Source organism: Streptomyces sp. CB03238 (genome assembly GCF_002099185.1).
In the GTDB taxonomy this organism is placed as follows: Bacteria; Actinomycetota; Actinomycetes; order Streptomycetales; family Streptomycetaceae; genus Streptomyces.
On the sequence record NZ_NBCN01000003.1, the window covers coordinates 86,247 to 110,792 of the forward strand.

Consider the following 24,546-nt stretch of genomic DNA (forward strand, 5'->3'; position numbering starts at 1 on the left):
CTGGTTCTGCCGGAAGGTATCGGACCGTCCGACTTACATGCGCTCATAGGTGAAGTCCCCCACTACAGGTCGGCCGGCGACGAACCGACCCGGACGGTACGGCGTGAGCAGAGGCTCTTCGGCTCGCCCGGCCACCCCCGCACCCCCCAGGAGCTCGGCGGCCACCAGCTCCCCCACGGCTGGAGCGGTCTTGAAGCCGCCGCCGCTGAATCCGGTGGCGAGGTAGAGCCCGTCCGGCCCGGCGGGCCCGATGAGCGGTCTCCTGTCGGGTGTGTAGCCGTCGAACCCGGCTTTGCTGCCCAGTAGTTCCGCACCGCCGACGGCCTTCACGCGGGTGGCGACGGCGTCCTTGGCGGCGGACACCTCGTCCGGGGTGAGGGGTTCGACGTCGGTGCCCAGGCTCACAGCGGGATGGCTGGGTACGCCGAAGTAGAGGCCGTCGTTCCCGGACGGGCGGAAGTACGTGCCCGTGGTGTCGTCGATGCAGGTGGGCAACCCCGCGCCCGAGTTCCCGGCCCCGGGTACGGCGGCGAGCGCGAGCCCGATGCGGCGCGGTGCCACCTCGACGGTGACGCCCACGGCTCCGGCCAGGTCGCGACCGCTCCAGGCTCCGGAGGCGAGCACCACCACTGGCGCGGACACCTCTCCGAGGTTGGTCTCGACGCCGCTGATCCGGTCGCCGGTGGTGAGCAGCCGTCGTACGCACATCCCGTCGGCGACCCTGGCACCGCGGCGACGCGCGGCCGCGAGCAGCGTACCGGCCGCGGCGACGGGGTCCGCGTACCCGCCCTCGGGCTCGTATGCCGCCGCTCCGACGCCGTCCACGCCGAGCCCGGGATAGAGCTCCGTGAGATCGACGGGGTCGATCAGCTCGCTGCGCCCGCCCGACTCCTCGACCGCCGCTGAGTTCCGGCGCAGGCTTTCGGCGTACTTCTCGGCGACGAGCATCACGAAACCCGTCCGGCGGTAACCGCATTCGCCGCCCACGGTGTCCTGCCAGTTCTGGAAGACCGGCAGGCTCCGGGCGGCCAGACGGGTGTCGCAGTGTGCCGTGTGGTGCAGCCGCAGGAGCCCGCCGGACCGGGACGTCGCGCCCTGGCCGGGCGCGATGCCCTGTTCGCACAGCAGGACGTCGGCAGAGCCGGCGGCGGCGAGGTGGTGGGCAATGCTCGCACCCACCACCCCGCCTCCGACGACAACGACATCGGCGCGCATCTGGGAGCTCGGACTCACGCCGAGGCTTCCTCGGCAGCGGCTCGCTTCGCCTCGGCCTCCGCACCGCCCCACCAAATGGTGAGGAAGATCAGCGGCTTGTCGGTGTCGTTGGTGAGGGTGTGATCCTTGAAGGGGGTGATGAAGATCGTGTCACCCTTGCTCACACGACGCTCCTCGTCACCGATGCGCATCACACCGGTGCCCTCGAAGATGAAGAACATTTCGTTCTCGTCGTGATTGTGGCTGGTGGAGGTCTCCCCTTCGGGAACCGACACCCAGGCCCCGCCCCAGAAGGGCTCCGGCACACCGGGCCAGGGGAAAAGCCGGCGGCCCGCAACGTTGTATTCCGCTTCGAAGACCATGTCGTCCGGCGTCCAACTGAACGCGTGCATGCCTGCTTGCTCCCTCTTTTGGTGGTGAATGGACGGGGCGTCATGAGCGACCGAGCCGGGGCGTCCGGCTGGGGCAGTTACCGTCCGGGAAATGATCTTGCCGCCCGCACAACACGCAGCGCAAGAGGTGAATCGCTCCGCTTGCCATTGAATGCCCGTTTCAGTCCCGCGTCGGCGGGGCGTGAACTATCCCACAGCGAGCGCTGATTGACTGGCAGTCAGATGAGTTCGCGCGTCTGTCGGCTACGACGCCACGATCGGCGTCCACGTGAAGGCGACCGCGTCGCCCGGCTTCAGGTGGAACTGGCAGCCGCCGACCGGGATGGACGTGCCGTTGACCGAGATGTTCCAGTAGGCGGAGGACGAATCGAGCTTGACGCCCTTGATGGTGTCGACGAAGTAGTCGTCGAAGCTGGGGTACCAGACACCGTCCCAGGTGAAGCCGTGGGCACGTGCGGCGCTGTCCAGGGCCGCGGTCGGCGTCGCGCCCGGCGTGGAATTCGCTCCCCCGTTGGTGCCGTCGCACTTGTGCGTCCCGCCGGTGGCGGTGGTCACGTCGTGGCCCTTGGTGATGACGCCGCCCGAGAAGAGCTTGCCATCGGGCCCCTGCACCTTCAGGGCCACCAGGATGGGCCGATTGACAGCCGCCGCATCCGCATGGGCGACAGCGGGGGCCGCGGTGACGGTCAGGCCAATCGCGGCCGCCGATATCACAACGCGGCGAATCAGCGTGCTTCGCATCGATGTCTGCCTTTCTGAAGTGCCGAAGACTGTCTCGTTACCCGTACGGTTCGCGCCACGGCCTCAGCCGCTGACACCTGTTCCGGTGTGGCGGCTGCGGCCGAGCGGTGATGAGGCATGCCGGGACAGAACAGCAGGGAGAGGTGACAACCGCGTGAAATCACAGCGTCCACAGCGCGACCGCGCTGCTCACTGCTGACGGTCAGCGCCAAAACGGCTTTCGCCGGCCTCCCCCTCCAGTCACGCACACGCTAATCCCCCGGCCCCGTACGGGGTTTGAGATGCGATCATATGCCGGGCGCACAGGCGAACCAAGAGGATGGAGTCACTCCGGTTGTGTGGCCGAAGAGACCCCCCGCGAACCGTGTCGACGTCCTCGTCGATCACCGCTCTCCGCGTGCCGGGCGCCCAACGACTTCATGTAAATGCGTTACGCCGCAAAGGAATTCGCCTTTTCACCGAAGAAGAGAAGGTGGAACGCGGGTAATTACCGCCATCACAGGGCGTGAGCCGGTCGCCACGGCGTTCCGTCCGGGCCCCCGCCGGGGCCCGATGTGCGGACCGCGCGCTCGGCCGGCCCGTGCCGGAGGTGATCCGCGAACACCGCGCCGTACTCGCCGATGCCGTGCAAAACTTGCTTCATGGGGGACGTGAGACTCACCTTCGACGATGGTTCCGAAGTACGCCTGCACCTCGCGCCCGGCGGCGACATGCCCGCCGGCGCCGACGACGAGCTGGACCTTCCGGCGGGCTTCGGCACCGCCCGGCCGGTGAGCGCGGACGGGCGCGCCGCGCAGGCGCTGACGCGGGGCGGCGAGGCGCTGACGGCGGCGCTGCGGCCGCTCGGGGGCGTGCTCGGCGGGATCCACCGCAGCTTCGCGCAGTTCGCCCAGCGCCCGGACGAGGTGACGGTCGAGTTCGGCGTCACGCTGGGAAGTGATCTGAGCCTGGGCGTCTTCTCCGGGAAGGGCGAGGCCAGCTTCACCGTCTCGGCGACCTGGAATCTCGCGGCGGAGGGGCAGGCCGCGCAGGACGCCCCGGCCGTGGAACCCCCCGCCGTCGTGCCCGGCCGGGTGAACGGCTCCTGACACCGTGCGGCCGCTGGTGGACCCGGACCGGGACGACGCCCCGCTGCACCGGGCGTTCGTGTCGGTGCTCGGCGAGGCCCGGCCGGTCGGCGCCGGTGTCCTGATCGCCCCGCGACTGGTCCTGACCTGCGCCCATGTCGTCAACAGCGCGCTCGGCCTGCACCGTTTCACCATGCCGGCGCCCTCGCGCGGGCAGCCGGTCACGCTGCGGCTGCCGCATGCCGACCGGGACCGCGCGCTGACCGGCCGGGTCGTCGAGGAGATGTGGGTACCGCCGCGCTCCCGCCCCGCGCCCGGCCGGCCCTCTCCGCCGCCCCCGGGCACCCTGCCGTACTACGGCGATCTGGCGGTGATCGAGCTCGACACCGACGCCCCGCCGGGCGCCGAACCCGCCCCCTTCCTCCCCCACCGGGACGGCAACGAGGTGGTGGCGCAGTGGGCGAGCGGCCATGCCCTGACCACGCTGCGCGCGATGCCGCGCGTGTCGGCCCATCCGTGGATCGCTCTCGACGTGCTCGGCGGCAGGGTGACAGAGGGGTTCAGCGGGGGCCCGCTGTGGGACCGGGACCGTCAGGCCGTGGTCGGTCTGGTCGTCGCCGCGCACGAAACCGGGCACTCCGCGGGGCGGCACCAGGGGCCGCCCGCCGCCATGTACGCGATCGGCCTGTCGTCCATCGAGGCCGAGCTGCCCGGCCTGCCGCCCGTCGCGGTCCCCGCCGCCGGGCGCGGCCGCCAGCAACTCCTCGCCGTGCTGGAGCAGTTGCTGCCGTCCCGTCAGTCGGTCAGGGAGTGCGAGGAGCGGCTCGCCGCACGGCTCGGCAGGCGGTCGGCGGGCGCGGCCGCCGACGTCGAGCGCCTCGCCGGGACGGCCATGGGGGTACGACGCGGGGTGCCCGAGCTGGTCGACCTCGTGCACGACCAGCTGGCCGAGTGCCGGCCGGGCGCCCTCGCGGAGCCGGGCGGCCGGGAGCAGCTGCTGCGGATCGCCCGCATCGTCAGCCCGCGCGAGCAGCTCTCGCTGGGCCGCCGGCGGAATCTGACCGCGCTGCTCTCCCAGTGCCGGGTCACGGACCCCGCCGCGCTGCTGCGCGCGGTGCTGCCGTACGCCGAGCGGCTGCCGGCTCCGTCCGACCTCGCGCAGGCCATGGACGTCCTGGAGGGGTACGACGCCCCGCCGGGCCAGCCCATGCCCCCCTTGCTGCAGGGCGTCGTCCGTGTCGCTGTCGAGGAACGGGCGGCGGCGGGCGCGGGCGGGGAGCATCTCGCGGACGACCTGGACGCGTGGGTGCGCTCCACGGCGCCACGGCTGGGCGTGGCGCCTGCCGCGGTCGACCAGTTCCGGGCGGACGCCTCCGCCGCCCATGCCGCGGCGGCCACCTGCACGCAGGTCGCCGCCGCGCCCCGGGTGCAGGTCGAGCTGCTGCCCGTGGCGCCCGGGCATCTGTTCACGTACCAGATCTGGGTGTGGAGCGAGGACGGCCGGCACGAGGTGGTGCTGACCGAGGACACCGAAGTCACCAGCCACCAGGTCGTGGAGGCGATCCGACGGGTTCTCCGTACGGAAGTGCGGGAGCATCCGGAAACGGCGCTCGTGGAGTTCTTCGTCGCGCATGCCTGGCTGCGGCTCGACGTGGACACGTGGGAGTTCCCGGGCGACGCCGACGACATCGGCTTCCACCCCGGCGTGACGCGGCGCGTGGTGCTGCGCAGTTCGGAGCGGACGAGGGAGACGTACGCGGGGTGGAAGCGCCGCAGCAGCGCCCTGGCGGCCTCGCCCCGGCTCCTGCTCGACGAGCGGTGTGCGAACCCGACCGTCGCCCTGGCCCGCCTGGAGGCGAGCCCGCAGGCGGGAATCGTCGTGGTGTGCTGCGACCGGCAGCAGCAGGGGCGGGTGCTGCGCCAGTGCATCCAGGCCGGGGTGCACACGGTGCTGTGGCACCGCGAGGACCACAGCGGGGAGACCGCCAGTGACCTGCTGGCGCTGGTGGAGGGCGTCGACCACGCCCATATCCCCGAGGCTGTCCGCCTGGAGCGGGCCAAGGCGCTGGCCGACCCGGACTGTGCCACGCACCGCGGGCGCCGCCTGTCGCTGCTGCACGACGGCCCCGACCACCGGCCACCGCCGCTCGCGCCGGACGCGTGGGCCCTCACCCAGCCATGAGCCCGCCGCGCAGTGAGACCGTTCCCGCCATCCCCGACAAGGAGACCGCGCCCGTGCCCGACCCGCACGCCACCGAGCCCGCCGACCTTGAGGGCAACAGCGCGCCCCCGGAGCACTGGTGGGCGTTCCGGGGTCCGGCCGAGCTGCCGGAGCCGCCGCCGTGGCGGCGCTTCCCCGCCTCACGCCGCCGCCCCCAGGCACAGCGCTACCTCATGAGCACCGACGAGATCTCCGTCGTCAACGCCGCGCTGCACCTGCGTCGACCGCTGCTCGTGACGGGGCGGCCGGGTACCGGCAAGAGCTCGCTGGCGCGGGCCCTCGCCGAGGACCTCGGACTCGGCGACGTACTGCGCTGGTCGGTCAACAGCCGCTCGACGCTCGCGGACGCCCTGTACCGGTACGACGCCGTGGGGCGGCTGCGCGAGGCCTCGCTGCAGCGGGAGCGGGAGCCGCTGCGCGGTCCCGCGCGCAGGCTGAGGAAGCGTACCGCCGGCAACAGCTCGGACATCGGGAACTATCTGCGCCTGGGCCCACTCGGCACGGCGCTCGCCGCCACCGGCCGGCCGCGTGTCCTGCTCGTCGACGAGCTCGACAAGTCCGACATCGACCTGCCCAACGACCTGCTGGTGGTGCTGGAGGAGGGCGAGTTCGAGATTCCCGAGCTGGCGCGGCTGCCCGAGCACCAGCAGACCGCGGACGTCCTGGTCACCGGCAGCCGGGAGCGCATCCGGGTGCAGCGCGGGGTGGTGTCCTGCGCGCACTTCCCCGTCGTGGTGATGACCAGCAACGGCGAGCGCGAGTTCCCGCCCGCCTTCCTGCGCCGGTGCGTACGGCTCGATCTGCGCGACCCGGACGAGGCGAAGCTGCGCGACATCGTCCGGCAGAACCTCGGCGAGGAGGCCCTCGCCGATTCCGACGACCTGATCGAGGCGTTCCTGCGCAAGGCCGCCGTGCAGAGCCTGGCCACGGACCAGCTGCTCGCGGCCATCCATCTCCGGGGCACCGGCGCCGACTTGAGCCGCGAGGAGCTGCTCGGCGCGGTCATGCACCGGCTGGACGAAGCGTTCCCCGCATGATCGAGCGGCTGCGGCGGGTCCTCGACGGGATGGGCTACGAGCTCGGCGGTCCCGAGCTCCTCGACATCCTGTGGCTGGCCCGTGCCATGGACGGCGGCGCGACGCGGGAGGGGGACGGCGCCCCGGCGCCCACCGGCGGGGGGCGGGGTGGGCAGCCGGGTCCGGAACCCATGGGCGGGGACGGCCCGTTGACCGCCGTACCGCCTTCCGAGCCCCTCGACTCCGCTCTCCCGGACCGCTCCCGGCAGCCCGCCGGGGGGCGGCCGGCGCGCTCGCACGCCCTGTTCACCGCCGACGGGGCCGAGGGCCCGGCGGCCGGCCCCCGCGCCCGCGCCGTCCGCGCCCCCGGCCCGCGCGCCCTGCCGGGCATGCAGGGCCTGGCCCGTGCGCTGCGCCCACTGCGCCGCCACCGCGACCACCGGCTCCGTACGGTCGCGGACATCGAGGCCACGGTGCGGGTCACCGCCGAGTCGGGGGTCCTCGATGTGATCGACCGGCCGGAGCAGGAGCTGCGGCACACGGCCGTGCTGCTCGTGGACGACGCGCCGTCGATGCGGGTGTGGCAGCCGCTGGTACGGGACGTACGGCGCCTGCTGGAACGTGGTGGTGTCTTCCGGTCGGTGCACGTCCACCGGTTCGACCTGCGCGAGGGGCACCGGCCGGCCACCACTCCGCGTACCGAATCGCCCCTCACCTTCCTGGTGACGGACGGCGTGGACGCCGCGTGGCGGGAGTCCGCGGCGGCGCGCTTCCTCACGGCGTGGGAACGGTGCGGCCCGTTGGTGGTCCTGTCGCCGCTGCCGCGCCGCCTGTGGCGCGGCACCGCGTTCGACGCGCGGCCCCACCTCCTGGTCGCCGGCCGCCCGTTCGCGCGCAACGGGGAACTGGGCGTGCTCGACCCCCTCGACGGCGCCACCGCCGAACGGCCCGCGGGCCGGCTGCCGGTGCCGGTGGCCGCGCTCTCGCCCGCCTCGCTGGGGACGTGGGCGCGGCTGCTGACCCGGCCGGGGGCGCCGCGGTTGCTGGACACCGTGCTGGTCGCCGACACGCCGCCCGTCACCGCCGCCGAGGGTGACACACCGCCGCGCACTCCGGAGCAGCTCCTCGAACGTTTCCGGGCGTCCTTCTCGCCGGACGCCTACCGGCTGGCCGTGCGGCTCTCCGCGATCAGGCCGCTGAGCGCCCCCGTCATCCAGCTGGTCCGCATCGCGACCCTGCCCGGTACCACATCGGCCGTCGTCGCGGAGGTGCTTCTGGGCGGGCTGCTCCAGCCGCTGGACGGCGGGGAGTCGCCGGGCCGCCTCCTGCCGAGGGTGGCGGGGGGCGACGCCGGTGACCTCCTGTACGACTTCAGGCCCGGCGTCCGTGAACTCCTGGCCGGGGGGCTCAGCACCGAGCAGTCGCTCGACGTGGTCGACGCGGTCGGCCAGGCCCTCGAACCGTATCTGGGCCGCATGCCCGACTTCGCCGCACTGCTCGCCGACCCGCACGGCAGCGCGCGGCTCACACAGGGGACGACGGCGTTCGCGGTGCTGGTGAGTCCCGTGCTGGACCGGCTGTACGGGGCGCCGGTGGACGTGGCCGGCGACACCGTCGCGACGCAGCGGCGCGGCGTCGCCGCCGCGCCGTTGCGGTTCACCGTGTTCGGGCCGGAGCTGGCGCGGCGGGGCGACGAGGCGGTGCCCATGGGGCCACTGCGGCAACGGGCCGTCCTGGTGGCGCTGCTGCTGCGGGAAGGCCGGCGGGCGACGCTCGAGGAGCTGATCGACGCGCTGTGGGGCGAGGACGCCCCGCCGTCCGCCTCCCCCACCGTGCAGGCCTACCTCTCCCGCCTGCGCCGTACCCTCGCACCCTCGGGGTTCGTCATCGACCGTACGCCGGGCGGCTACCGGCTGATGGCCGAACAGGCGGACGGTGCCGTCCCGTTGGACCTCACGGAGGCCGAGGGACTGCACGCGGCAGCACGGTCGGCGCAGTCGTCCGGCGATCTCGCGGGCGCCCGGCGCCTCCTCGGCGAGGCGGTGGAGCTGCTGCGGGGGCACCCCCTCGACGGCGTACCGGGCCCGTACGCCGAGACTCAGCGCACCCGCCTGGAGGAGTGGCGGCTCACGCTCGTCGAGTCCCGTATCGAACTCGACCTGACGCTCGAAGGCCACGCCGAGGTGATCCCGGAACTCACCGCCCTGACCGCCGCACATCCGCTGCGCGAGCAGTTCCGCGCCCTGCTGATGACGGCCTTCTACCAGGCCGGGCAGCAGGTCCGGGCATTGCAGGTGTACGCGGACACCCGCCGGCTCCTCCGCGACGAACTCGGCCTCGAACCGGGCCCCGAGCTCCGGCAACTGCACCAGCGCATCGTCGACGGCGTGCGCCCCGAGGACCTGCGGGTGAGCCGGCGTGCCCTGGTCACCCCACCACCCCCGGCGACCACACCGGCCGGGCCACCGTCCGAAGGGCTCCACTTCGGCGTGCTCGGCCCCGTACGGGCCTGGCGCGGCTCCGTAGCCCTCCCTTCGGGTTCACCACAGCAGCGGGCCCTGCTGGCCGTCCTGCTGCTGCGCGAGGGCCGAACGACCACCGCGGCCGAAATCATCGACGCCATCTGGGGCCGCGATGCCCCCTCCCAAGCCCTCGCGGCCGTGCGCACCTACGCCTCCCGGCTGCGCAAGGTCCTGGACCCGGGAGTCCTGGTCAGTGAATCCGGCGGGTACTTCATCCGTGTCGGCCACGACGCACTCGACCTCCACGTGGCGCATGCCCTCGCCTCACACGCGGAGGACGCCCGGGAGGCCGGTGATCCGCGGCGGGCGCGGGAGCTGCTCAACCAGTGCCTCGGCCTGTGGGACGGCGAGTCGCTCGCCGGCGTGCCCGGGCCGTACGCCGAGGCCCACCGCTCCCGCCTGGAGGAGTGGCGTCTCGAACTTCTGGAGACACGGCTCGACCTGGACCTTGAGGCGGGGGGACACGCCGAGGCGGTCTCCGAACTGACCGCGCTCACCGCCCGGCACCCGCTGCGCGAGCGCCTGCGCGAACTGCTGATGCTGGCGCTGTACCGCTCGGGCCGGCAGGCCGAGGCCCTCGCGGTGTACGCGGACACGCGCCGCCTGCTCGCCGACGAGCTCGGTGTCGACCCGCTCCCCGAACTGTCGGCGCTCCAGCAGCGCATCCTCCGGGCCGACGCGGATCTGATGACCACGACGGCGGCCGCACCGGAACGACCGGCCACCCCGGCTCGCCCGAGCCACCTTCCGGCGACGGTCCCCGACTTCACCGGCCGAAGCTCCTTCCTGCAAGAACTGGCCGACCGGTTGACGAGCGCCGCCGAGGCCGAGGGCTCCGTCGCGGCCATCTCCTCACTGGCGGGCATCGGCGGGGTCGGCAAGACGACCCTCGCCGTCCATGTCGCCCACCAGGTCCGCCCGCACTTCCCCGACGGCCAGTTGTACATGGATCTCCAGGGGGCCGGTCACCGGGCCGCGGAGCCGGAGACCGTCCTCGGCGCCTTCCTGCGAAGTCTGGGCACGCCCGACTCGGCCATCCCCGACACCCTCGAAGAGAGGTCGGCCCTCTACCGCGCGACCCTGCACGGTCGCCGCGTCCTGGTCGTGCTCGACAACGCCCGCAGCGCCGCCCAGGTCCGCCCGCTGCTGCCCGGCACGGCCGGCTGTGCCACCCTCATCACCAGCCGCGTCCGCATGGTCGATCTGGCCGGTGCTCATCTGATCGACCTCGATGTGATGTCCCCGGAGGAAGCCCTCCAGCTCTTCACCCGTATCGTCGGCGAGCAGCGGGTCGGGGCCGAGCGGGCGGCTGCCCTGGACGTGGTCGCGTCGTGCGGCTTCCTGCCGCTGGCCATCCGCATCGCGGCCTCGCGCCTGGCGGCGCGCCGCACCTGGACCGTCTCCGTACTGGCGGCCAAACTCGCGGACGAGCGCCGGAGGCTGGACGAACTCCAGGCCGGCGATCTGGCGGTCAAGGCCACCTTCGAACTCGGCTACGCCCAACTGGAACCCGTCCAGGCCCGCGCCTTCCGCCTCCTGGGCCTCGCCGACGGCCCGGACATCTCCCTGGCCGCCGCGGCCGCCGTCCTCGGTCTGTCCGACCACGAGGCCGAAGACCTGCTGGAGTCACTGGTCGACGCCAGCCTCCTGGAGTCGGCCGCACCAGGGCGCTACCGCTACCACGACCTCCTCCGCCTCTACGCGCGCGCGTGCGCCGAACGGGCCGACAACCCCCCGGGCGAAGGCGAGACGGCCCTCTCCCGCCTGCTCGACTTCTACCTGTCCACGGCGGCCGGGGTGTACGCGATCCAGCACCCGGGCGACCGGCTGGTCGACCACCTGGAGCCGACGACGCACCCGGGTCTGTCCTTCGCCGACGAGGGCGCGGCACTGGACTGGCTGTTCACCGAGGCCGACTGTCTGCTCGCCACGGTCCGTCGCGCCACGAGCCCCTCGTTCCTGCGCCGGGCGGTGGACACGTCGTGGGCATGTCTGGCGCTGGCCGAGTCGGGCGCCGCCTCGGCACCGTACGAGAGAGTGGTGAGAGGTCTGAGCGAGGCCGCCCTGCAGGCGGGGGACGCACAGGCCGAGGGCCGGGCCCTGCTGTGCCTGGCCCAGGCCGAGCTCGTCGCGGGACGGTTCCACGAGGCCGACACCGCGGCGACCGGTGCGGCGGAGGCGGCCCGGGTGTCCGGGGACGTGCCGGCCGCCGGCTGGTCGGCGGACCTCCGTGGCACGATCGCCCTCCACCACAACCGGGCGGAGGACGCCGAGGCGTACTACTCGGTCGCCCTCGACTCCTTCCGGGCCGACGGCGACCGTCCCGGTGAGGCGAGGGTGCTCTGCGACCTCTCCCGCGTCCATCTGGCGCGGGGCCGGACCTCCGAGGCGCTCCGCCTGGCCCGGCAGGGTGTCGCCCTCTACGACCTCCTCGGCACCTCCCTGCGCGGTGCGAACGCCCGCTACGCCCTGGGCCTCGCACTCACGCAGGCCGCTCGGTACGACGAGGCCACGACGGTCCTCCGGCAGGCCCGGGACATCTTCCACAACGGCCGCCAACGGATGTGGGAGGGGCTCTCCTTCTACCGTCTCGCCGAGGTCGACCTGGCCGCCCACCGCCCGGCGCAGGCCGCGGCCCATGCCGAGCAGGCGCTGTCCCTTCTCCGGGGGCTCGGCGGGGAGTGGCGGCGCGCCAACGTGGTCGTGGTCCTTGGACGCGCGCTCCACGCCCTCGGCCAGAACGACCGCGCCCGCGCCTGCTGGCAGGAGGCGCTGACCGTCTACGAGGAGCTGGGCTCCGCCGAGGCCGGCGAGCTGCGCGACCTGCTGGCGAATGCCGCGACCGGCTTCCGGAGCACCTAGCACGTAGCCCACGCGGGTCGCCCGTATGCGGTGTTTACGGCGTATGCGGGTCTCTCGCTCGATCCGGTTCGGCTCGCCTCGGCCACGAGACAGCCCATTGTCCATCGCCGTCATGGAGCTCAATGGACAACCTGATCACCGCCCTCACCCCCGGCGCCCTGGACGCCCACCTGTCCGACGGGCTGTTCTGGGGAGCGCTGCTGGGCGGCTTTGCCGTGCCTTCGTGATCACGACGCCGCTGAACAAGTGGATGAGCGACCGCGGCAAAGGGCACGCCGTCGTCCACGCCTGCCACTGACGTCGGACGTCCCGCCGCGGTACGGGTGGCGAAGGCCGGGGGAACAGCGGCGTATTGAGCGCGCCCGGCGAATGCACCACGTGGGTGACGGGCGGACGGGAGAGGCGTGGGAAAGGGGAGTACCCACTCCTTTCCACTCTCAACGTATAGCGCACCGGGGGGCTTGCGGCAAGACCCGGTTCGTGGCGCAGAATCTCCGGCCTGAGCCAGGACCAATGGACATGGGGGAGTCACGACATGCGTGTGTTGTTGTCGACGTACGGGTCGCGCGGGGACGTCGAACCACTGGTGGGGCTCGCGGTGCGGTTGCGGGCACTCGGCGCGGAGGTGCGGGTGTGCGCGCCGCCCGACGAGGACTTCGCGCAGCGGCTGACCGGTGTCGGTGTGCCGCTCGTGCCCTTCGGCCGGTCGGCGCGCGCGCTGACGACCGCGGCGCCGCCGCCGTCGTCCCTGCCCCGGTACGCGGCCGAGTTGATCGCCGGTCAGTTGGACGCGGTCACCGCGGCGGCCGAGGGATGCGACGTGCTGGTGGCGGCCGGTGTGATGCCGGCCGCGGCCGGCGCGCGGTCGGTGGCCGAGAAGCTGGGCATCCGTTATGTGTACGCGACCTTCCAGCAGCTCACCCTGCCGTCGCCGCACCACCCGCCGTTGGCGTATCCGGGCCGGCCGTTCCCGCCGGGGGTGACCGACAACCGGAGGCTGTGGGACCTGGACGCCCACAGCATCGACGTGCTGTTCGGTGAGGCGCTCAACACCGCCCGGGCGTCCATCGGTCTGCCACCGGTGCACAACGTGCGCGACTACGTCATGGGCGACCGGCCGTGGCTGGCGACGGACCCGGCCCTGGACCCGTGGCAGGAGACGCCGGACCTCGACGTCGTACAGACCGGAGCGTGGATCCTGCCGGACGAGCGCCCGCTCCCGGCCGAGTTGTCGGCGTTCCTGGACGCCGGCGCACCACCGGTGTACGCGGGCTTCGGCAGCATGCCCATGCGTGCCGCGAAGGACGTCGCCCAGGTGACCGTCGAGGCGATCCGCGCACAGGGCCGCCGGGCACTGGTCGGGCGCGGCTGGGCGGACCTGGGCCCGATCGACGACCGGGACGACTGCTTCGTCGTCGGCGAGGTCAACCACCAGGCACTGTTCGGCCGGGTGGCCGCCGTCGTCCACCACGGTGGTGCCGGTACGACGACGGCCGCCGCCCGCGCCGGCGCGCCCCAGGTGGTGGTGCCCCAGGCGGTGGACCAGCCGTACTGGGCCGGCCGGGTGGCCGAACTGGGCATCGGCACGGCACACGACGGTCCGACCCCGACCACCGAGTCCCTGTCCGCCGCACTCACGTCGGCCCTGACGCCCGGAACCCGGGACCGGGCGAGGGCCGTGGCCGGCACGATCCGCGCCGACGGCGCGGCGGTGGCGGCGAGGCTGCTGCTCGACACGGTCGGCCGGGAACGGCCGCCGGTGTCCGCGTGAACCACCCGGAATCGTCGAGCCGGGACCCGGAACACCAGAACCCGCACACCAGTGGCGACCTGAACCGACAACGGCCGCGGGCCCGACACCTTGCTGCGCGCGCCATGGTCGCGAGCGACCTCAGATCGGAGCCGATGACATGAACACCCTGACCACCAGCGCGTTCGACCTTCCCGACCACCTCTCCCCCAAGGCCGACCCGGCGCTGATCGCCGGCGACGAGCAGCACTTCGCGGCCGTCGCGGAGAGCCTCGAGCAGGCGATCGCCGAACTGTCCGATCGCCTCGATGCCGAGCGCATGGCACCCGGCGGCATCGGCCGGGAGGCGATGGAGCGGGACGTGGAGATCCACCGGCTGACCGGTCGCCTGCGCGCGTTGCGCCGTTTCGGTCTGGACCTGTGCCTCGGACACATGGTCGGCGCGGACGACCCCGAGCCCGTGTACGTCGGACGACTTGGCCTCACCGACAGCGCGGGGCGCCGGCTGCTGCTCGACTGGCGCTCCCCCGCGGCCGAGCCGTTCTTCGCGGCGACCCACGCCAGCCCGATGGGTCTGGCGAGCCGCCGCCGATACCGCTGGACCGGCGGCCGGGTCAGCGACTACTGGGACGAGGTGTTCACCGCCGACGGGCTCGAAGGGCATGCCGCGCTCGACGACCAGTCCGCCTTCATCGCCAGTCTGGGCAGCAACTGGTCCGCCCGGATGCGAGACGTGCTCGCCACCGTCCAGGCCGACCAGGACGCCATCATCCGGGCGGGATCCCGCGGCGCTCTCGTCGTCGACGGCGGTCCGGGTACGGGGAAGACGGTCGTCGCTCTGCACCGCTCCGCGTACCTCCTCCACTCCGACCCCCGCCTCGGGCACCGTCGGGGCGGCGTGCTGTTCGTCGGCCCGCACCGGCCCTACCTGGACTACGTCGCCGACGTCCTGCCCAGCCTCGGAGAGGAGGGCGTGCAGACGTGCATCCTGCGGGACCTCGTCGCCGAGGGAGCCGGAGCGGCGGTCGAGACCGACCCGGACGTGGCCCGCCTGAAGTCGTCCGTGACCATGGTGAAGGCGATCGAGACGGCCGTCCGGTTCTACGAAGAGCCGCCCACCGAGGGGATGACGGTCACCACCGACTGGGCGGACATCCACCTGGGCGCCGATGACTGGGCCGAGGCGTTCGAAGCACCGGAACCGGGGACTCCGCACAACGAGGCGCGCGACCAGATCTGGGAGGAACTGGTCACGATCCTGATGGGCAAGCTCGACGGCGACGTACCGCCCGATCTCTTCCGAACGTCGCTGCTGCAGGACGAAGAGCTGACCCGGACCCTCCACCGCGCGTGGCCGCTGCTCGAAGCGGCCGACCTCGTCGGAGATCTGTGGTCGGTACCCGCCTACCTGCGGAAGTGCGCTCCCTGGCTCGGCCCCGATGACGTGCGGAAGCTGCGGCGCGCGGACGCCCAGGCCTGGACGGTGTCCGACCTGCCGCTCCTGGACGCGGCACGGCAGCGGCTCGGCGACCCGGAGGCGTCACGGCGCAAGCGCCGGCACGACGCCGCTCTCGCCGCCGAACGCGAGCGCATGGCCGGCGTCATCGACAACGTACTGGCGGCCGATGACGACGGTGAAGGAGCGGTGACGATGCTGCGCGGACAGGACCTGCGGGACAGCCTGATCGACGAGTCCGCGCTGCCCGGCGCCGACCCGGACCGGCTCGCCGGCCCGTTCGCGCACATCGTCGTGGACGAGGCTCAGGAACTGACCGACGCGGAGTGGCAGATGCTGCTGCTGCGCTGTCCGTCCCGCAGCTTCACCATCATCGGGGACCGAGCCCAGGCCAGGCACGGATTCAGGGAGTCGTGGCGGGAACGGCTCGGGCGGATCGGGCTCGACCGGATCACCGTGGCCTCCCTGAGCATCAACTACCGGACACCGGAGCAGGTCATGGCGGAAGCCGAGCCGGCCATCCGCGCGGTGCTCCCGGACGCCAATGTGCCGGTCTCCATCCGCAGCGGTGACGTCCCCGTCGTACACGGATCCGTTTCGGACCTCGGCTCGATCCTCGGCACCTGGCGCGCCGCGCACGCCGACGGGATCGCCTGCGTCATCGGCGATCCGACGTTCCGGGCGACGTCCCGCGTCCGGTCGCTGACCCCCGAGCTGGCGAAGGGGCTCGAGTTCGACCTGGTCGTCCTCATCGACCCGGAGGCGTTCGGCACGGGTGTCGAAGGAGCGGTGGACCGCTATGTCGCGATGACCCGAGCGACCAGGCAACTCGTCATCCTCACATCCGGATGATCAGGAGCGTTGTTGCTGCGGCAGCGAGCGCCGTGCACGGACGGGAGAAAGGAAGGCGGGCAGGAACGCCGTAGCCAGGAAGGCACCACCCACCCACAGGGTGGTACGCACGGTGGTCAGTTCGCCGATCAGGCCGGCCACGGCGGCACCGATGGCGAGTGCGCCGGTGAGCAGGAAGCGGAAGGTGGCGTTCATCCGGCCGAGGAGGTGGTCCGGAGTCATGTGCTGGCGCAGGCTCACACCGAGTACGTTGTCCATGCCCGTCTTGAACAGGGCCGGCAGCCAGCCCGTCCCCGCCAGCCACAGCCAGGGACCGTGGTCGACGAGCGGTACGAGCAGTCCCGCGGGCGCCAGGCACAGGCCGACGATGCCGAGAGCACGACCGTGGCCGAGGCGCGTGGCAACGGGGCGGGCCCAGCGGGCGCCGAGGAGGAGGCCGGCTCCACCCGCAGCCCAGAAGAGGCCCAGTACGCCGGCCGGGTAGTGGAGTTGGCGGACGAACAGCACGGGAAGCATGGTGTTGATGATCTGGGAGCCGAGGTTGCTGAGGGCCGCGGTGACGGCGAGGGCCTTGAGCTCCCGGTTGCCGAAGACGTGTCGTAGTCCCTCGGCGATCTGAGCCGACAACCGGGCGGGCTTTCCGAGGAGAGCCGGGGTCGGTACGGGTGTGCGGTGCACGGCGGTGAGCCGCAGAGCGGAGGCCAGACAGGCCGCCGCCGCGCACGCCACGGCCACGGGCGCCGTGAGCAGTTGGACGAGCCCTCCGCCCGCGCCCCGTCCGGCGACATTGCCGGCGGCGATGAGGCTCACCACCGCGGCGTTCGCCCGTACGAGGCCGTCGCGGCCGACCAGGTGCGGCAGTACGCTCTGCGAGCCGACGTCGAAGAACACGGTGGCGCAGCCGGTCAGCAGCACGACCACGTAAAGGTGGCCGAGCGTGAGGGTGTCCAGCCACCAGCTTCAGGGGGATCGAGGCGAACAACGCGGCTCTGGTCAGATCCGCGGTGATCAGCACGCCGCGATGGCGCATCCGGTCCACCCAGGCCCCGGCCGGGAGGCCGGGGCCAGGAAGGCGGCGGTGCTCAGCGCGGCGAGTGCGCCGACCTGGCCGGGAGTGGCGTCGAGCGCGGACACGGCTATGAGCGGGACGGCGACGTACCCGGTGTTGGTGCCGAACTGGCTGAGGAGGGTCGCGGTGAACAACGTACGGAAGTCGCGTATGCGCCAGAGGGAGTCGGGTTGTTGGGATTCTTCCGCCCGCGACCGGCGGGCGTGTCGGCACCAGCGGTGTCGCATCGCGCTCACTTCCCCGGAGCCTCGAGCGCCGGTGTGCCGGCCCGGTGCGAGGGCGACGGCGGACGTTTGCGCCATCGCGTCGCCGCGACGCCGGCGAGCACGACGGCCGCCCCCACGATGACCCGCGGCCCGAGCTCCTCGTCGAGGACGATCGCCCCCAGCCCCACCGAGACGACCGGCAGGAGGTACCCGACGGTGGCCGTGCTGGTGGCTCCCTCGTCCGCGATGAGCCGGTAGCTGAGGTAGAAGGTGAATCCGGTGCTGCAGATCCCGAGGACGGCGACGGCCATTACGCCCCGCACGTCGAGGTCGACGGGCGTCACGCCGTCGACCAGCACGGCGGGCGCGGCGAGTGCCGTGGCGGCGACGAGCTGCGCGGCCGAGAGAGCAAGGGGGTCGGTGCCGCGCCGGTCAGCCCGCTCCCCATGTAGGCGAAGCCGACGGCATAGCTCGCCGACGCGCCGAGCAGGGCCAACGCGCCGCCGCCCAGGAGTCCGGTGGTCTGGGCATACGGGTCGACCTCAGGATGACCGACCCTCAGGACCCGCTGCCCGAGGTGACGGAAGGCCGGGCCGACCTTGCCGTGGTGGTCCGGCCACGCGGCCGGCTCCACGAGGGCATTCACTTCGTCCATCTGCTCGACGACCCCTACCGCGCCATCCTGCCCACAGGGCACCGGCTCGCCGCGAAACGCGTGCTGGACCTGACCGACCTCGCCGGCGAGCCGTGGGTCCGCGGCGACGGGCCCGGCCCCTGCCTGGACGCCGTGGTCGAAGGCTGCGCCGCGGCGGGCTTCAGCCCGGACTTCGTGGTGGAGAGCGAGGACTACGCGACGGCACAGGGCTTCGTGGCCGCCGGCCTCGGCATCAGCCTCATCCCGGCCATGGGGCTGACGAACCGTCACCCGGGTGTCGTCGTACGCAAGGTGCGCAAGCCGGAACCGATCAGGGTGATTCACGCGGCGGTGCGGGAGACGTCCCTGGACAGGCCCGCGCTCCGCGGACTGCTCGCCGCACTCGGGGACGTGCCCATGCGCAGCCGGCCTCGCACATCCGGACTCGGCCCCGATGCGCGAACCGCTCCGGCGTAGGCTTCGCTCAGCACGGACGCGGCAGGGGGCGGAGCACATGACGGCTGAGAGAGCACCAAGGTGGGGGTCGACCCTCGATTCTGTCGTGGTGTACGCGCAGGGCGCGGTCTGCCGCCGCCTGGCCCGGGGCAGTGTGCCGCCGGACGGCCGGGTGCGGGTGACGGGACTGCCCCGCTCGGTGGACCCCGGCTCACTGCGTGCCCGGGTCCTGAGCGCCCCCGGGGTGCGCGTCACCGAGGCCCGAGTGGATGTCGAGGCCGAGCCGCTCGACACCGGCACGCCCGACGCGTTGCGGCGCGAGGTCGAGCGGCTGAGCGACGAGTACGCGGCGGCGCAGGGACGCCGGGACCGGCAGCTGGGCCTGATCGAGGAGGTCCGGGCCCTGCGTCCGGTCCCGTCGGCCCGCAAGCGCGAGGACCCGCACCGCCGCACCCCGGTCGACGCGTGGCTGGAGCTCGCCGACTTCGTCGACGAGCGGCTGACGGGACTGCACACGCGCCTCGTCGAGCTGGAGGAGGCGCTGCGCCGCGTCGAGCACGAGTTCACCGTCGCCACGGACAGGCTCTCCCGCGCCTCCACCGACGCACCGTCGGCGCACGTGGACACCACGGTCTCCGCGGTGCTGACCCTCGACGGCACCGGTGACGCGGAGACGGTGGTGGAGGGGGAGGTGGAGCTGGAGCTGGAGTACGGGGTGCCGGGCGCCGTCTGGGTGCCTGCGTACCGTCTCACCCACCGTCAGGGTGACGACACCGGCCATCTGGTGCTGCGCGCCTCGGTCGCGCAGCGCACCGGCGAGGACTGGAGCGGCGTACGCATCGGCCTGGCGACCGCCGACCTGCGGCGCCGCACCGACCTGCCGAGGCTCCGCTCCCTCCGGATCGGACGCCGACAGCCCGCCCCCGCGCCTTCCGGCTGGCGCGAGCCCCCGGCCGGGCTCGCCGACCTGTTCACCGGGTACGACGCCGCCGGCCCTCGCCCTGCCGCGACGGCCGCACCGGTGGCTGTCGGGGCCGGCTCCGCGTCCGGTCCCCTTCCGCCACCGCCGCCGGCACCACTCGGCTACGGCGGGCCGGCCACCGCACACCCGGTGCCCGGCGGCGCGGACGGAGCCGCCCCGGACGACCGCGCGCAGCCGGTTCGGTCACGACCGGGCGGCAGGCCGCGTACCGGCGGCAGGTCCTTCGCGGGGTCTCCCGGCGCCATGGCGCCCGCCGCTCCTGGCCGGGCCGCGCCGCCACCGCCACCGTCTTCGTCACCGCCACCGTCTTCGTCACCGGCACCGGCACCGGCGGTCGGCCCGCCGCAGCCGAGCGGCGCCGAGCTCGACTACGCCGCCCTCGTCCTGTGCGGCCCCGACGAGCAGGGCGGCCGCAGAGGAAGGCTGTTCCCCGGCTCTCCCTTCGACGCGGTGGCGGCCGAGTACCGCCGCCGCGCCGAAGCGGTGGCCGCGCTGCCGCTGCCCGGACACGCCGTGCGGCCCCGCGAGTCGGCGGGCTCCTTCGACCACCGCTTCGATGCCACCGCCCGCGCCGACATCCCGTCGGACGGCACCTGGCACACCATCAGCGTCGGCGAGATCCCGGTGGGGCTGCGCACCGAGTACCTCTGCGTGCCGTCCATGGAGCAGACCGTGTACGCGACGCTGGTGCTCTCCAACGCCACCGACCAGGCTCTGCTGGCCGGCCCGGTGGAGGTCACCGTCGACGACGACTTCCTGCTGACCGCCGCACTGCCCACGCTGGCCCCCGGCGGTGTCCGCCGGGTGGGGCTCGGGCCGGCCGAGGGCGTCCGGGTGACCCGCCGTACGAACCTGCGGGAGTCGGCCTCGGGCCTGCGCGGCAACACCACCGTGCTCGACCACCGCGTCCACGTGGAGCTGGCCAACCGGCTCGCGAGGCCCGTCACCGTCGAAGTCCACGAGCGGGTGCCGGTCACCTCCGAACCGGACGTCCGCATCGAGGAGCGGGCCGACTGGACGGCACCCGAGGACGGTGCCGGCCCCGAGGACCATGCCCCCGGCACCCGCGTCTGGCGGGTGAACCTGCCCGCCGGCGGCACCGCCGCCCTCGACGGCGGCTACGAGATCCGCATCCCGGCCGGCAAGGCCCTGGTCGGCGGCAACCGCAGGAGCTGACGCACGCCATGTCCACGGCACCCAAGCCGATCGCCCTTCCCCCGATCGCCCTCCCCGTCACCGCCGTCACCTGCCTGGAGGATCGCGCCCACGTCGAGCGCGCCGTCGTACTGGACCTGGAGGCCGGGGTCCAGCGGCTGCGTCTCGGGCCGGTCAGTGCGCTGGCCGTCGACCGTACGCTCCATGCCGAGCTGACCGCCGATCACTCCGCGTCCGTGCTGGACGTACGGATCGTCCGCACCTGGACCCCGCGCGGGCCGCTGCCGTCCGCCGAGGACGACTCCGCCCTGCGCCTCCGCGTGCACGCCCTCGAAGAGGAGCGGCTGGCCCTGGGGCAGCGGCGCGATCGCCTGCAGGCCCGCCTCGGCCTGCTCGGCCGCCTCGCCACCGATCTGCTGCGGGAGATCGGCGAAGGCGCCGGCTCCGGGGAGACCGAAGGGCCCCGCTGGGCCCGCGAACTGGACCGGGTGGACGACGAGCGCGATGCGTACGGCGAGCGGCTCCGCGCCGTGGAGGCCCGGCTGGCCGCCCTCGCCGTCGAGCTCGGGGAGGCTCAGCGCGCCATGGACCTCACCGAGGAGGAGCCCGCCGAGCTGGTCGCCCATATCGAGCTGACCGTGCGGGCCGCGGTCGCCGGGCCGGTTCGGCTGCGCCTGAGCCACCTCACCCCGTGTGCGCTGTGGCGGCCCGCCTACCGGGCCGTGCTCGACGGGGACTCCCTGACGCTGGAGACCGACGCGATGGTCTGGCAACGCACCGGCGAGGACTGGTCGGACGTACGGCTGACGCTGTCGACGGCCCGGTCGGCGACGGCCACCGAGCCACCGCGGCTGACCGAGGACCGGCTGACGCTCAAGGACCGCACTGCCGCCGAGCGCCGCACGGTCGACGTCGAGCTGCGCGAGGAGGAGATCGGGGACCTCGGCCCCGCCCCGGTGCTCGGCCTGCCGGGGGTGGACGACGGCGGAGAGGCGCGCGTGCTGCACTCCCCCGCGCCGGTGTCCGTGCCCGGAGACGGCCGCGCCCACCGGGTGCCGCTCTCCGCCTTCACCACGGCCGCGAGCAGCGAGTACGCCTGCTCACCCGAGCTGTCCCCGCTGGTCACCCAGGTGGTGCGGTTCGACAACCGGTCCGGCCACGCGCTGCTCGCCGGCCCTGTGGACCTGGTCCGCGGCAGCGGATTCAGCGGCCGCGGCACGCTGGACTTCACCGTTCCCGGCGCCTCCGTCGAGCTCGCCTTCGGCAGCTGCGACGACCACCGGGTGGTCCGGCACGCCGAGGAGTCCCGCGATTCCTCCGGGCTCACGCAGCGGACCGTGGTCACTCGCACGGTCCGGCTGCATCTGTCCCGGTTCTCCGCCCCCGGGGAGCACGACGAACGGGTGGTCGTCCTCCGGGAGCGCATCCCGGTCTCCGAGGTCTCGGCGGTGGAGGTACGCCTGCGCAAGGAAGCCTGCTCCCCGGCACCGGACGTGGTCGACGAGGAAGGCATCGCCCGCTGGGAGGTCCCCCTCCCGCCCGGCGGCCGCCGGGCGGTCACCCTGGTCTACGAACTGTCGGCGAGCTCCAAGGTCTCCGGAATCTGAGCCCCGTGGTCCGCTGATCGTGTGCTGGTGGATGGCCGGGTCCGTCGGGTGACGGGCCCGGCCTTCGCGGTCGCCGGGTCGGTCAGACGCGGTCGGCCGCAATCAGGAGGTACTGGAAGGAGCCGTCCCTGTAGGAGTTGATGAACGCCTCCTCGATGCCGGTGACCAGGGAAGACGTGGCCCGCAGCTCCCAGTAGGGCAGGGTCGCGGCCGTCAGGTCGACGACTGCCTGCGGTACGAGACGGTTGTCGGCCATGGCGCGCAGGTACTCCCGACGGGAGTGGATGTTGCACTCGAAGTGCGCGTTGATCTGGGAGACCCACTTCGAGGGCTGGCCATAACGCGGGTTCCAGCAGCCGGTGATGGTCACATAGCGGCCGCCGACCGCGAGGATGCGGGAGTGCTCGGCGAAGAGGTCGTGCAGGTCGACGTACATGCTCGACTCGTTGTTCCACGAGGCCGCGGCCTGGCCGGTCTCGAAGGGCGTGGCGAGCATGTTGCATACGCGGGCGCGGACATGGTCCGCGATGCCCAGTTCGTGGGCGCGCCGGTTGGCGAAGTCGGCCTGCTTGGCCGAGAGGGTGACGCCCTCGACCTTGCATCCGAATCGCTGGTGGGCCATGACCATGGAACCGCCGCGGCCGCAGCCGGCGTCCACGAGCGTGTCGTCACGCCCGATGGAGCCGAGGTGGCCCAGGAGGACTTCGGCCTGTGCCGACTCCAGGCGGTGGAGCTCGGCGATCAGCTTCTTCTCGTACTCGCTGTCCTCGGGGTCCCCGAGGGAGGCGTGGTCGACGTCGCCGATGCCGTAGTGGTGGTGGTACAGCCCGTCGACGTCACCGAGACGCAGGTTCACGGGCCTGGCCTCCTGGTCCCAGTAGCGGGCGATGTCACCCTGGTAGGGCGACGCCGGGGCGGGGAGGAACGCGGAGGTGCCGTTGACGGTGTTGAGTTCGGTGCTGGTCACAGATAATTCCTTCTCACCAGAAATCGGGCAGGCTGTATCGGTAGGTGTTGGTCTGGTGCCAGTAGTGGTTGCCGTCGACCCACACGGCCACTCCGCGCAGGAAGCGCAGCACGCTCGGGACGGGGCAGGCGGCGGCCAGGGCGGCGGCCTCGGCTTCGAAGGCGTGCATGAGGTCGTTGTGGACCTCGACGGCCTTCAGGTAGGCGTCCCGTTCTGAGCGGTCCTCGCGTTCGGCGATCACCACGGGCAGGTTCAGGTGCCGGCCGGGGCTGTCGAGCTCCTTGGTGTACGAGTACAGGTCGTTGACGATGGTGGTGGCGTTTCCGGCGAGCGCGATGACCCGCTGCATGGCGGGCTGGGCGTGCAGGTCGGCCGGCAGTTCGTACCCTCCGACGGCGTCGGTGATGGTGGGGCAGGGGCGGAAGTTGTTGAACTGGCGCATCGCCAGGTACTCCCACACCTCGGGGACGTGATCCGTCTCGGCCCACGCGGCCTCGGCGAGGTAGCCCATGTGCAGACGGGCCATGTCGTGCCGGAACCGGTCGGCCTGGGAGGGGGTGGCCAGCTCGGCGAAGTACTCCATGGCGGACCGGTAGGCGCGCCGGGGGGCGTCCGAGTGGAGCGACTCCGCCCACTCCGGCTCGTACTCCTTCGTCGTGTGCAGCGGGTCGAGAGCCGTGTGGGCCAGCAGGAGACGACCACCGAGACCGATGGGTGAACCGCCGTGGTCCTCGCAGTAGCAGTCGTCGACCGCGTTCTCGGCGACCATCAGCCGCGCGGCCATCATCAGGTGCTCGATGGTGGGGGCGTCCGGGTGGCAGGCGACCATGTAGCGGCCGACGGAGAAGCCGTCGAACTGGTCCTCCCACTCGGGGGGGTACGCCTGGACCTCGTCCACCGCCCATGCCTTGATCCTGCGGCTGACCTCCGCGACCCGCACGGCGTCGGGCTCCGGCACCGGGTGGTGGTAGAGGCCCGGGATCGGTTCGCCCTCCGCCGCCTCGGGAGCCGGAGGCCCCGGTGGCTCCTCGCGCGGGGCGAGGTGCAGGCCCGCCGTGCCCAGACCGCTGGGGCCGCGGAGGATCCTGTCCAGCGCGGGATTCGGCTGAACCGCTGTGGCAATGCACTCCGGCTCGTGCTGAGCGGGTACGGATACGGGTACGGAGGCCGGGCCGGGCAGGGTGGGTGGTGCGTCGGCGGTGTGAGCCTGTTCGAGGACGTGGTTGGCGAAGCGGGCCGCAGCGGCAAGCAGGCTCGACTGCAGAGGGGAGAGCCCAGGATCGGGCATCCGTAACTCCTTGGTGAGGTGGGGGGCTGCCCCGGGTCCGGGCATGCTGGGACGGACCCGGGAGGGTCAGGAGCCGTCGTGGCCGTCG

At 72.9% G+C, this 24,546-nt stretch carries 16 protein-coding genes and 3 pseudogenes; 11 read left to right on the plus strand and 8 right to left on the minus strand.

The window, feature by feature from the left end; genetic code table 11:
- Window positions 1–33: 33 nt before the first annotated feature.
- From BKD26_RS05440 to BKD26_RS05450, 3 genes are all read right to left on the minus strand, one after another.
- Window positions 34–1,233 carry an FAD-binding oxidoreductase gene (locus BKD26_RS05440; protein WP_143662614.1) on the minus strand — a complete coding sequence of 400 codons (1,200 nt, stop codon included), beginning with the start codon at window positions 1,231–1,233 and terminating at the stop codon, window positions 34–36.
- Window positions 1,230–1,607: a cupin domain-containing protein gene (locus tag BKD26_RS05445; RefSeq protein WP_073755839.1), complete on the minus strand. Its 378-nt coding sequence runs from the start codon at window positions 1,605–1,607 to the stop codon at window positions 1,230–1,232. Before BKD26_RS05445 ends, BKD26_RS05440 begins: the two co-directional genes overlap by 4 nt.
- 243 nt (window positions 1,608–1,850) lie before the next feature.
- Window positions 1,851–2,348 (minus strand): DUF4430 domain-containing protein, encoded by a 498-nt coding sequence (locus tag BKD26_RS05450; protein WP_084896373.1) that lies wholly within the window; start codon window positions 2,346–2,348, stop codon window positions 1,851–1,853.
- Between the two features lie 641 nt (window positions 2,349–2,989).
- On the opposite strand from BKD26_RS05450, the gene BKD26_RS05455 reads away from it, so the two are divergent.
- The 8 genes and pseudogenes from BKD26_RS05455 (at window position 2,990) to helR (ending at window position 16,094) form a co-directional block, all read left to right on the plus strand.
- Entirely contained in the window at window positions 2,990–3,436 is a 447-nt protein-coding gene (locus BKD26_RS05455; protein WP_084896375.1) for a CU044_2847 family protein, read from the plus strand.
- 16 nt (window positions 3,437–3,452) lie between these two features.
- Window positions 3,453–5,597: a trypsin-like peptidase domain-containing protein gene (locus tag BKD26_RS05460; protein ID WP_241518548.1), complete on the plus strand. Its 2,145-nt coding sequence runs from the start codon at window positions 3,453–3,455 to the stop codon at window positions 5,595–5,597.
- Window positions 5,598–5,650: 53 nt separating this feature from the next.
- Entirely contained in the window at window positions 5,651–6,673 is a 1,023-nt protein-coding gene (locus tag BKD26_RS05465; protein ID WP_241518549.1) for a MoxR family ATPase, read from the plus strand.
- 29 nt (window positions 6,674–6,702) lie between these two features.
- Window positions 6,703–9,018 (plus strand): annotated as a pseudogene (locus BKD26_RS41945) (AfsR/SARP family transcriptional regulator); the annotation flags it as partial.
- Between the two features lie 57 nt (window positions 9,019–9,075).
- Window positions 9,076–12,036: an AfsR/SARP family transcriptional regulator gene (locus BKD26_RS41110; protein WP_241518565.1), complete on the plus strand. Its 2,961-nt coding sequence runs from the start codon at window positions 9,076–9,078 to the stop codon at window positions 12,034–12,036.
- A 97-nt stretch (window positions 12,037–12,133) separates the two neighbouring features.
- A pseudogene (locus tag BKD26_RS05475) lies at window positions 12,134–12,334 on the plus strand (DUF4396 domain-containing protein); the annotation flags it as partial.
- 237 nt (window positions 12,335–12,571) lie between these two features.
- Window positions 12,572–13,807, plus strand: a complete 1,236-nt coding sequence (locus BKD26_RS05480) for a glycosyltransferase (RefSeq protein WP_084896383.1) — start codon at window positions 12,572–12,574, stop codon at window positions 13,805–13,807.
- Window positions 13,808–13,946: 139 nt separating this feature from the next.
- The gene (helR, locus tag BKD26_RS05485; protein ID WP_084896384.1) at window positions 13,947–16,094 is read left to right on the plus strand and encodes an RNA polymerase recycling motor ATPase HelR; all 2,148 of its coding nucleotides are present in this window, start codon (window positions 13,947–13,949) and stop codon (window positions 16,092–16,094) included.
- Here helR and BKD26_RS05490 read toward each other — a convergent pair whose 3' ends face one another.
- The 3 genes and pseudogenes from BKD26_RS05490 to BKD26_RS05495 form a co-directional block, all read right to left on the minus strand.
- The gene (locus BKD26_RS05490; protein ID WP_347104294.1) at window positions 16,095–17,015 is read right to left on the minus strand and encodes an MFS transporter; all 921 of its coding nucleotides are present in this window, start codon (window positions 17,013–17,015) and stop codon (window positions 16,095–16,097) included.
- Between the two features lie 87 nt (window positions 17,016–17,102).
- On the minus strand, window positions 17,103–17,399 hold the full coding sequence (locus tag BKD26_RS42210; RefSeq protein ID WP_347104296.1) for a hypothetical protein: 297 nt from the start codon (window positions 17,397–17,399) through the stop codon (window positions 17,103–17,105).
- A pseudogene (locus BKD26_RS05495) lies at window positions 17,396–17,734 on the minus strand (DMT family transporter); the annotation flags it as partial. The pseudogene BKD26_RS05495 and the gene BKD26_RS42210, both read right to left, overlap by 4 nt.
- An 8-nt stretch (window positions 17,735–17,742) precedes the next feature.
- Here BKD26_RS05495 and BKD26_RS05500 point away from each other — a divergent pair.
- Genes BKD26_RS05500 through BKD26_RS05510 form a run of 3 tightly spaced genes read left to right on the plus strand, consistent with a single transcriptional unit; the run spans window position 17,743 to window position 22,203 of the window.
- Window positions 17,743–18,480 carry a LysR substrate-binding domain-containing protein gene (locus BKD26_RS05500; RefSeq protein WP_277622348.1) on the plus strand — a complete coding sequence of 246 codons (738 nt, stop codon included), beginning with the start codon at window positions 17,743–17,745 and terminating at the stop codon, window positions 18,478–18,480.
- A gap of 37 nt (window positions 18,481–18,517) precedes the next feature.
- Window positions 18,518–20,617 (plus strand): DUF4139 domain-containing protein, encoded by a 2,100-nt coding sequence (locus BKD26_RS05505; RefSeq protein ID WP_084896388.1) that lies wholly within the window; start codon window positions 18,518–18,520, stop codon window positions 20,615–20,617.
- An 8-nt stretch (window positions 20,618–20,625) separates the two neighbouring features.
- Window positions 20,626–22,203 carry a mucoidy inhibitor MuiA family protein gene (locus tag BKD26_RS05510; protein WP_084896390.1) on the plus strand — a complete coding sequence of 526 codons (1,578 nt, stop codon included), beginning with the start codon at window positions 20,626–20,628 and terminating at the stop codon, window positions 22,201–22,203.
- 82 nt (window positions 22,204–22,285) lie between these two features.
- Here the strand turns inward: BKD26_RS05510 and BKD26_RS05515 are convergent, their stop codons facing one another.
- The gene (locus tag BKD26_RS05515) at window positions 22,286–23,170 is read right to left on the minus strand and encodes a geranyl diphosphate 2-C-methyltransferase (protein ID WP_084896392.1); all 885 of its coding nucleotides are present in this window, start codon (window positions 23,168–23,170) and stop codon (window positions 22,286–22,288) included.
- Between the two features lie 13 nt (window positions 23,171–23,183).
- Entirely contained in the window at window positions 23,184–24,458 is a 1,275-nt protein-coding gene (locus BKD26_RS05520) for a family 2 encapsulin nanocompartment cargo protein terpene cyclase (protein WP_084896394.1), read from the minus strand.
- Between the last annotated feature and the right edge of the window lie 88 nt (window positions 24,459–24,546).

What these genes read in the sequence shown, in the direction of transcription:
- BKD26_RS05510 (WP_084896390.1), top strand. Translation starts at nt 20,626, where the DNA reads ATGTCCACGGCACCCAAGCCGATCGCCCTTCCCCCGATCGCCCTCCCC.
- helR (WP_084896384.1), top strand. Translation starts at nt 13,947, where the DNA reads ATGAACACCCTGACCACCAGCGCGTTCGACCTTCCCGACCACCTCTCC.
- BKD26_RS05445 (WP_073755839.1), bottom strand. Translation starts at nt 1,607, where the DNA reads ATGCACGCGTTCAGTTGGACGCCGGACGACATGGTCTTCGAAGCGGAA.
- BKD26_RS05450 (WP_084896373.1), bottom strand. Translation starts at nt 2,348, where the DNA reads ATGCGAAGCACGCTGATTCGCCGCGTTGTGATATCGGCGGCCGCGATT.
- BKD26_RS05505 (WP_084896388.1), top strand. Translation starts at nt 18,518, where the DNA reads ATGACGGCTGAGAGAGCACCAAGGTGGGGGTCGACCCTCGATTCTGTC.
- BKD26_RS05520 (WP_084896394.1), bottom strand. Translation starts at nt 24,458, where the DNA reads ATGCCCGATCCTGGGCTCTCCCCTCTGCAGTCGAGCCTGCTTGCCGCT.
- BKD26_RS05455 (WP_084896375.1), top strand. Translation starts at nt 2,990, where the DNA reads ATGGGGGACGTGAGACTCACCTTCGACGATGGTTCCGAAGTACGCCTG.
- BKD26_RS05480 (WP_084896383.1), top strand. Translation starts at nt 12,572, where the DNA reads ATGCGTGTGTTGTTGTCGACGTACGGGTCGCGCGGGGACGTCGAACCA.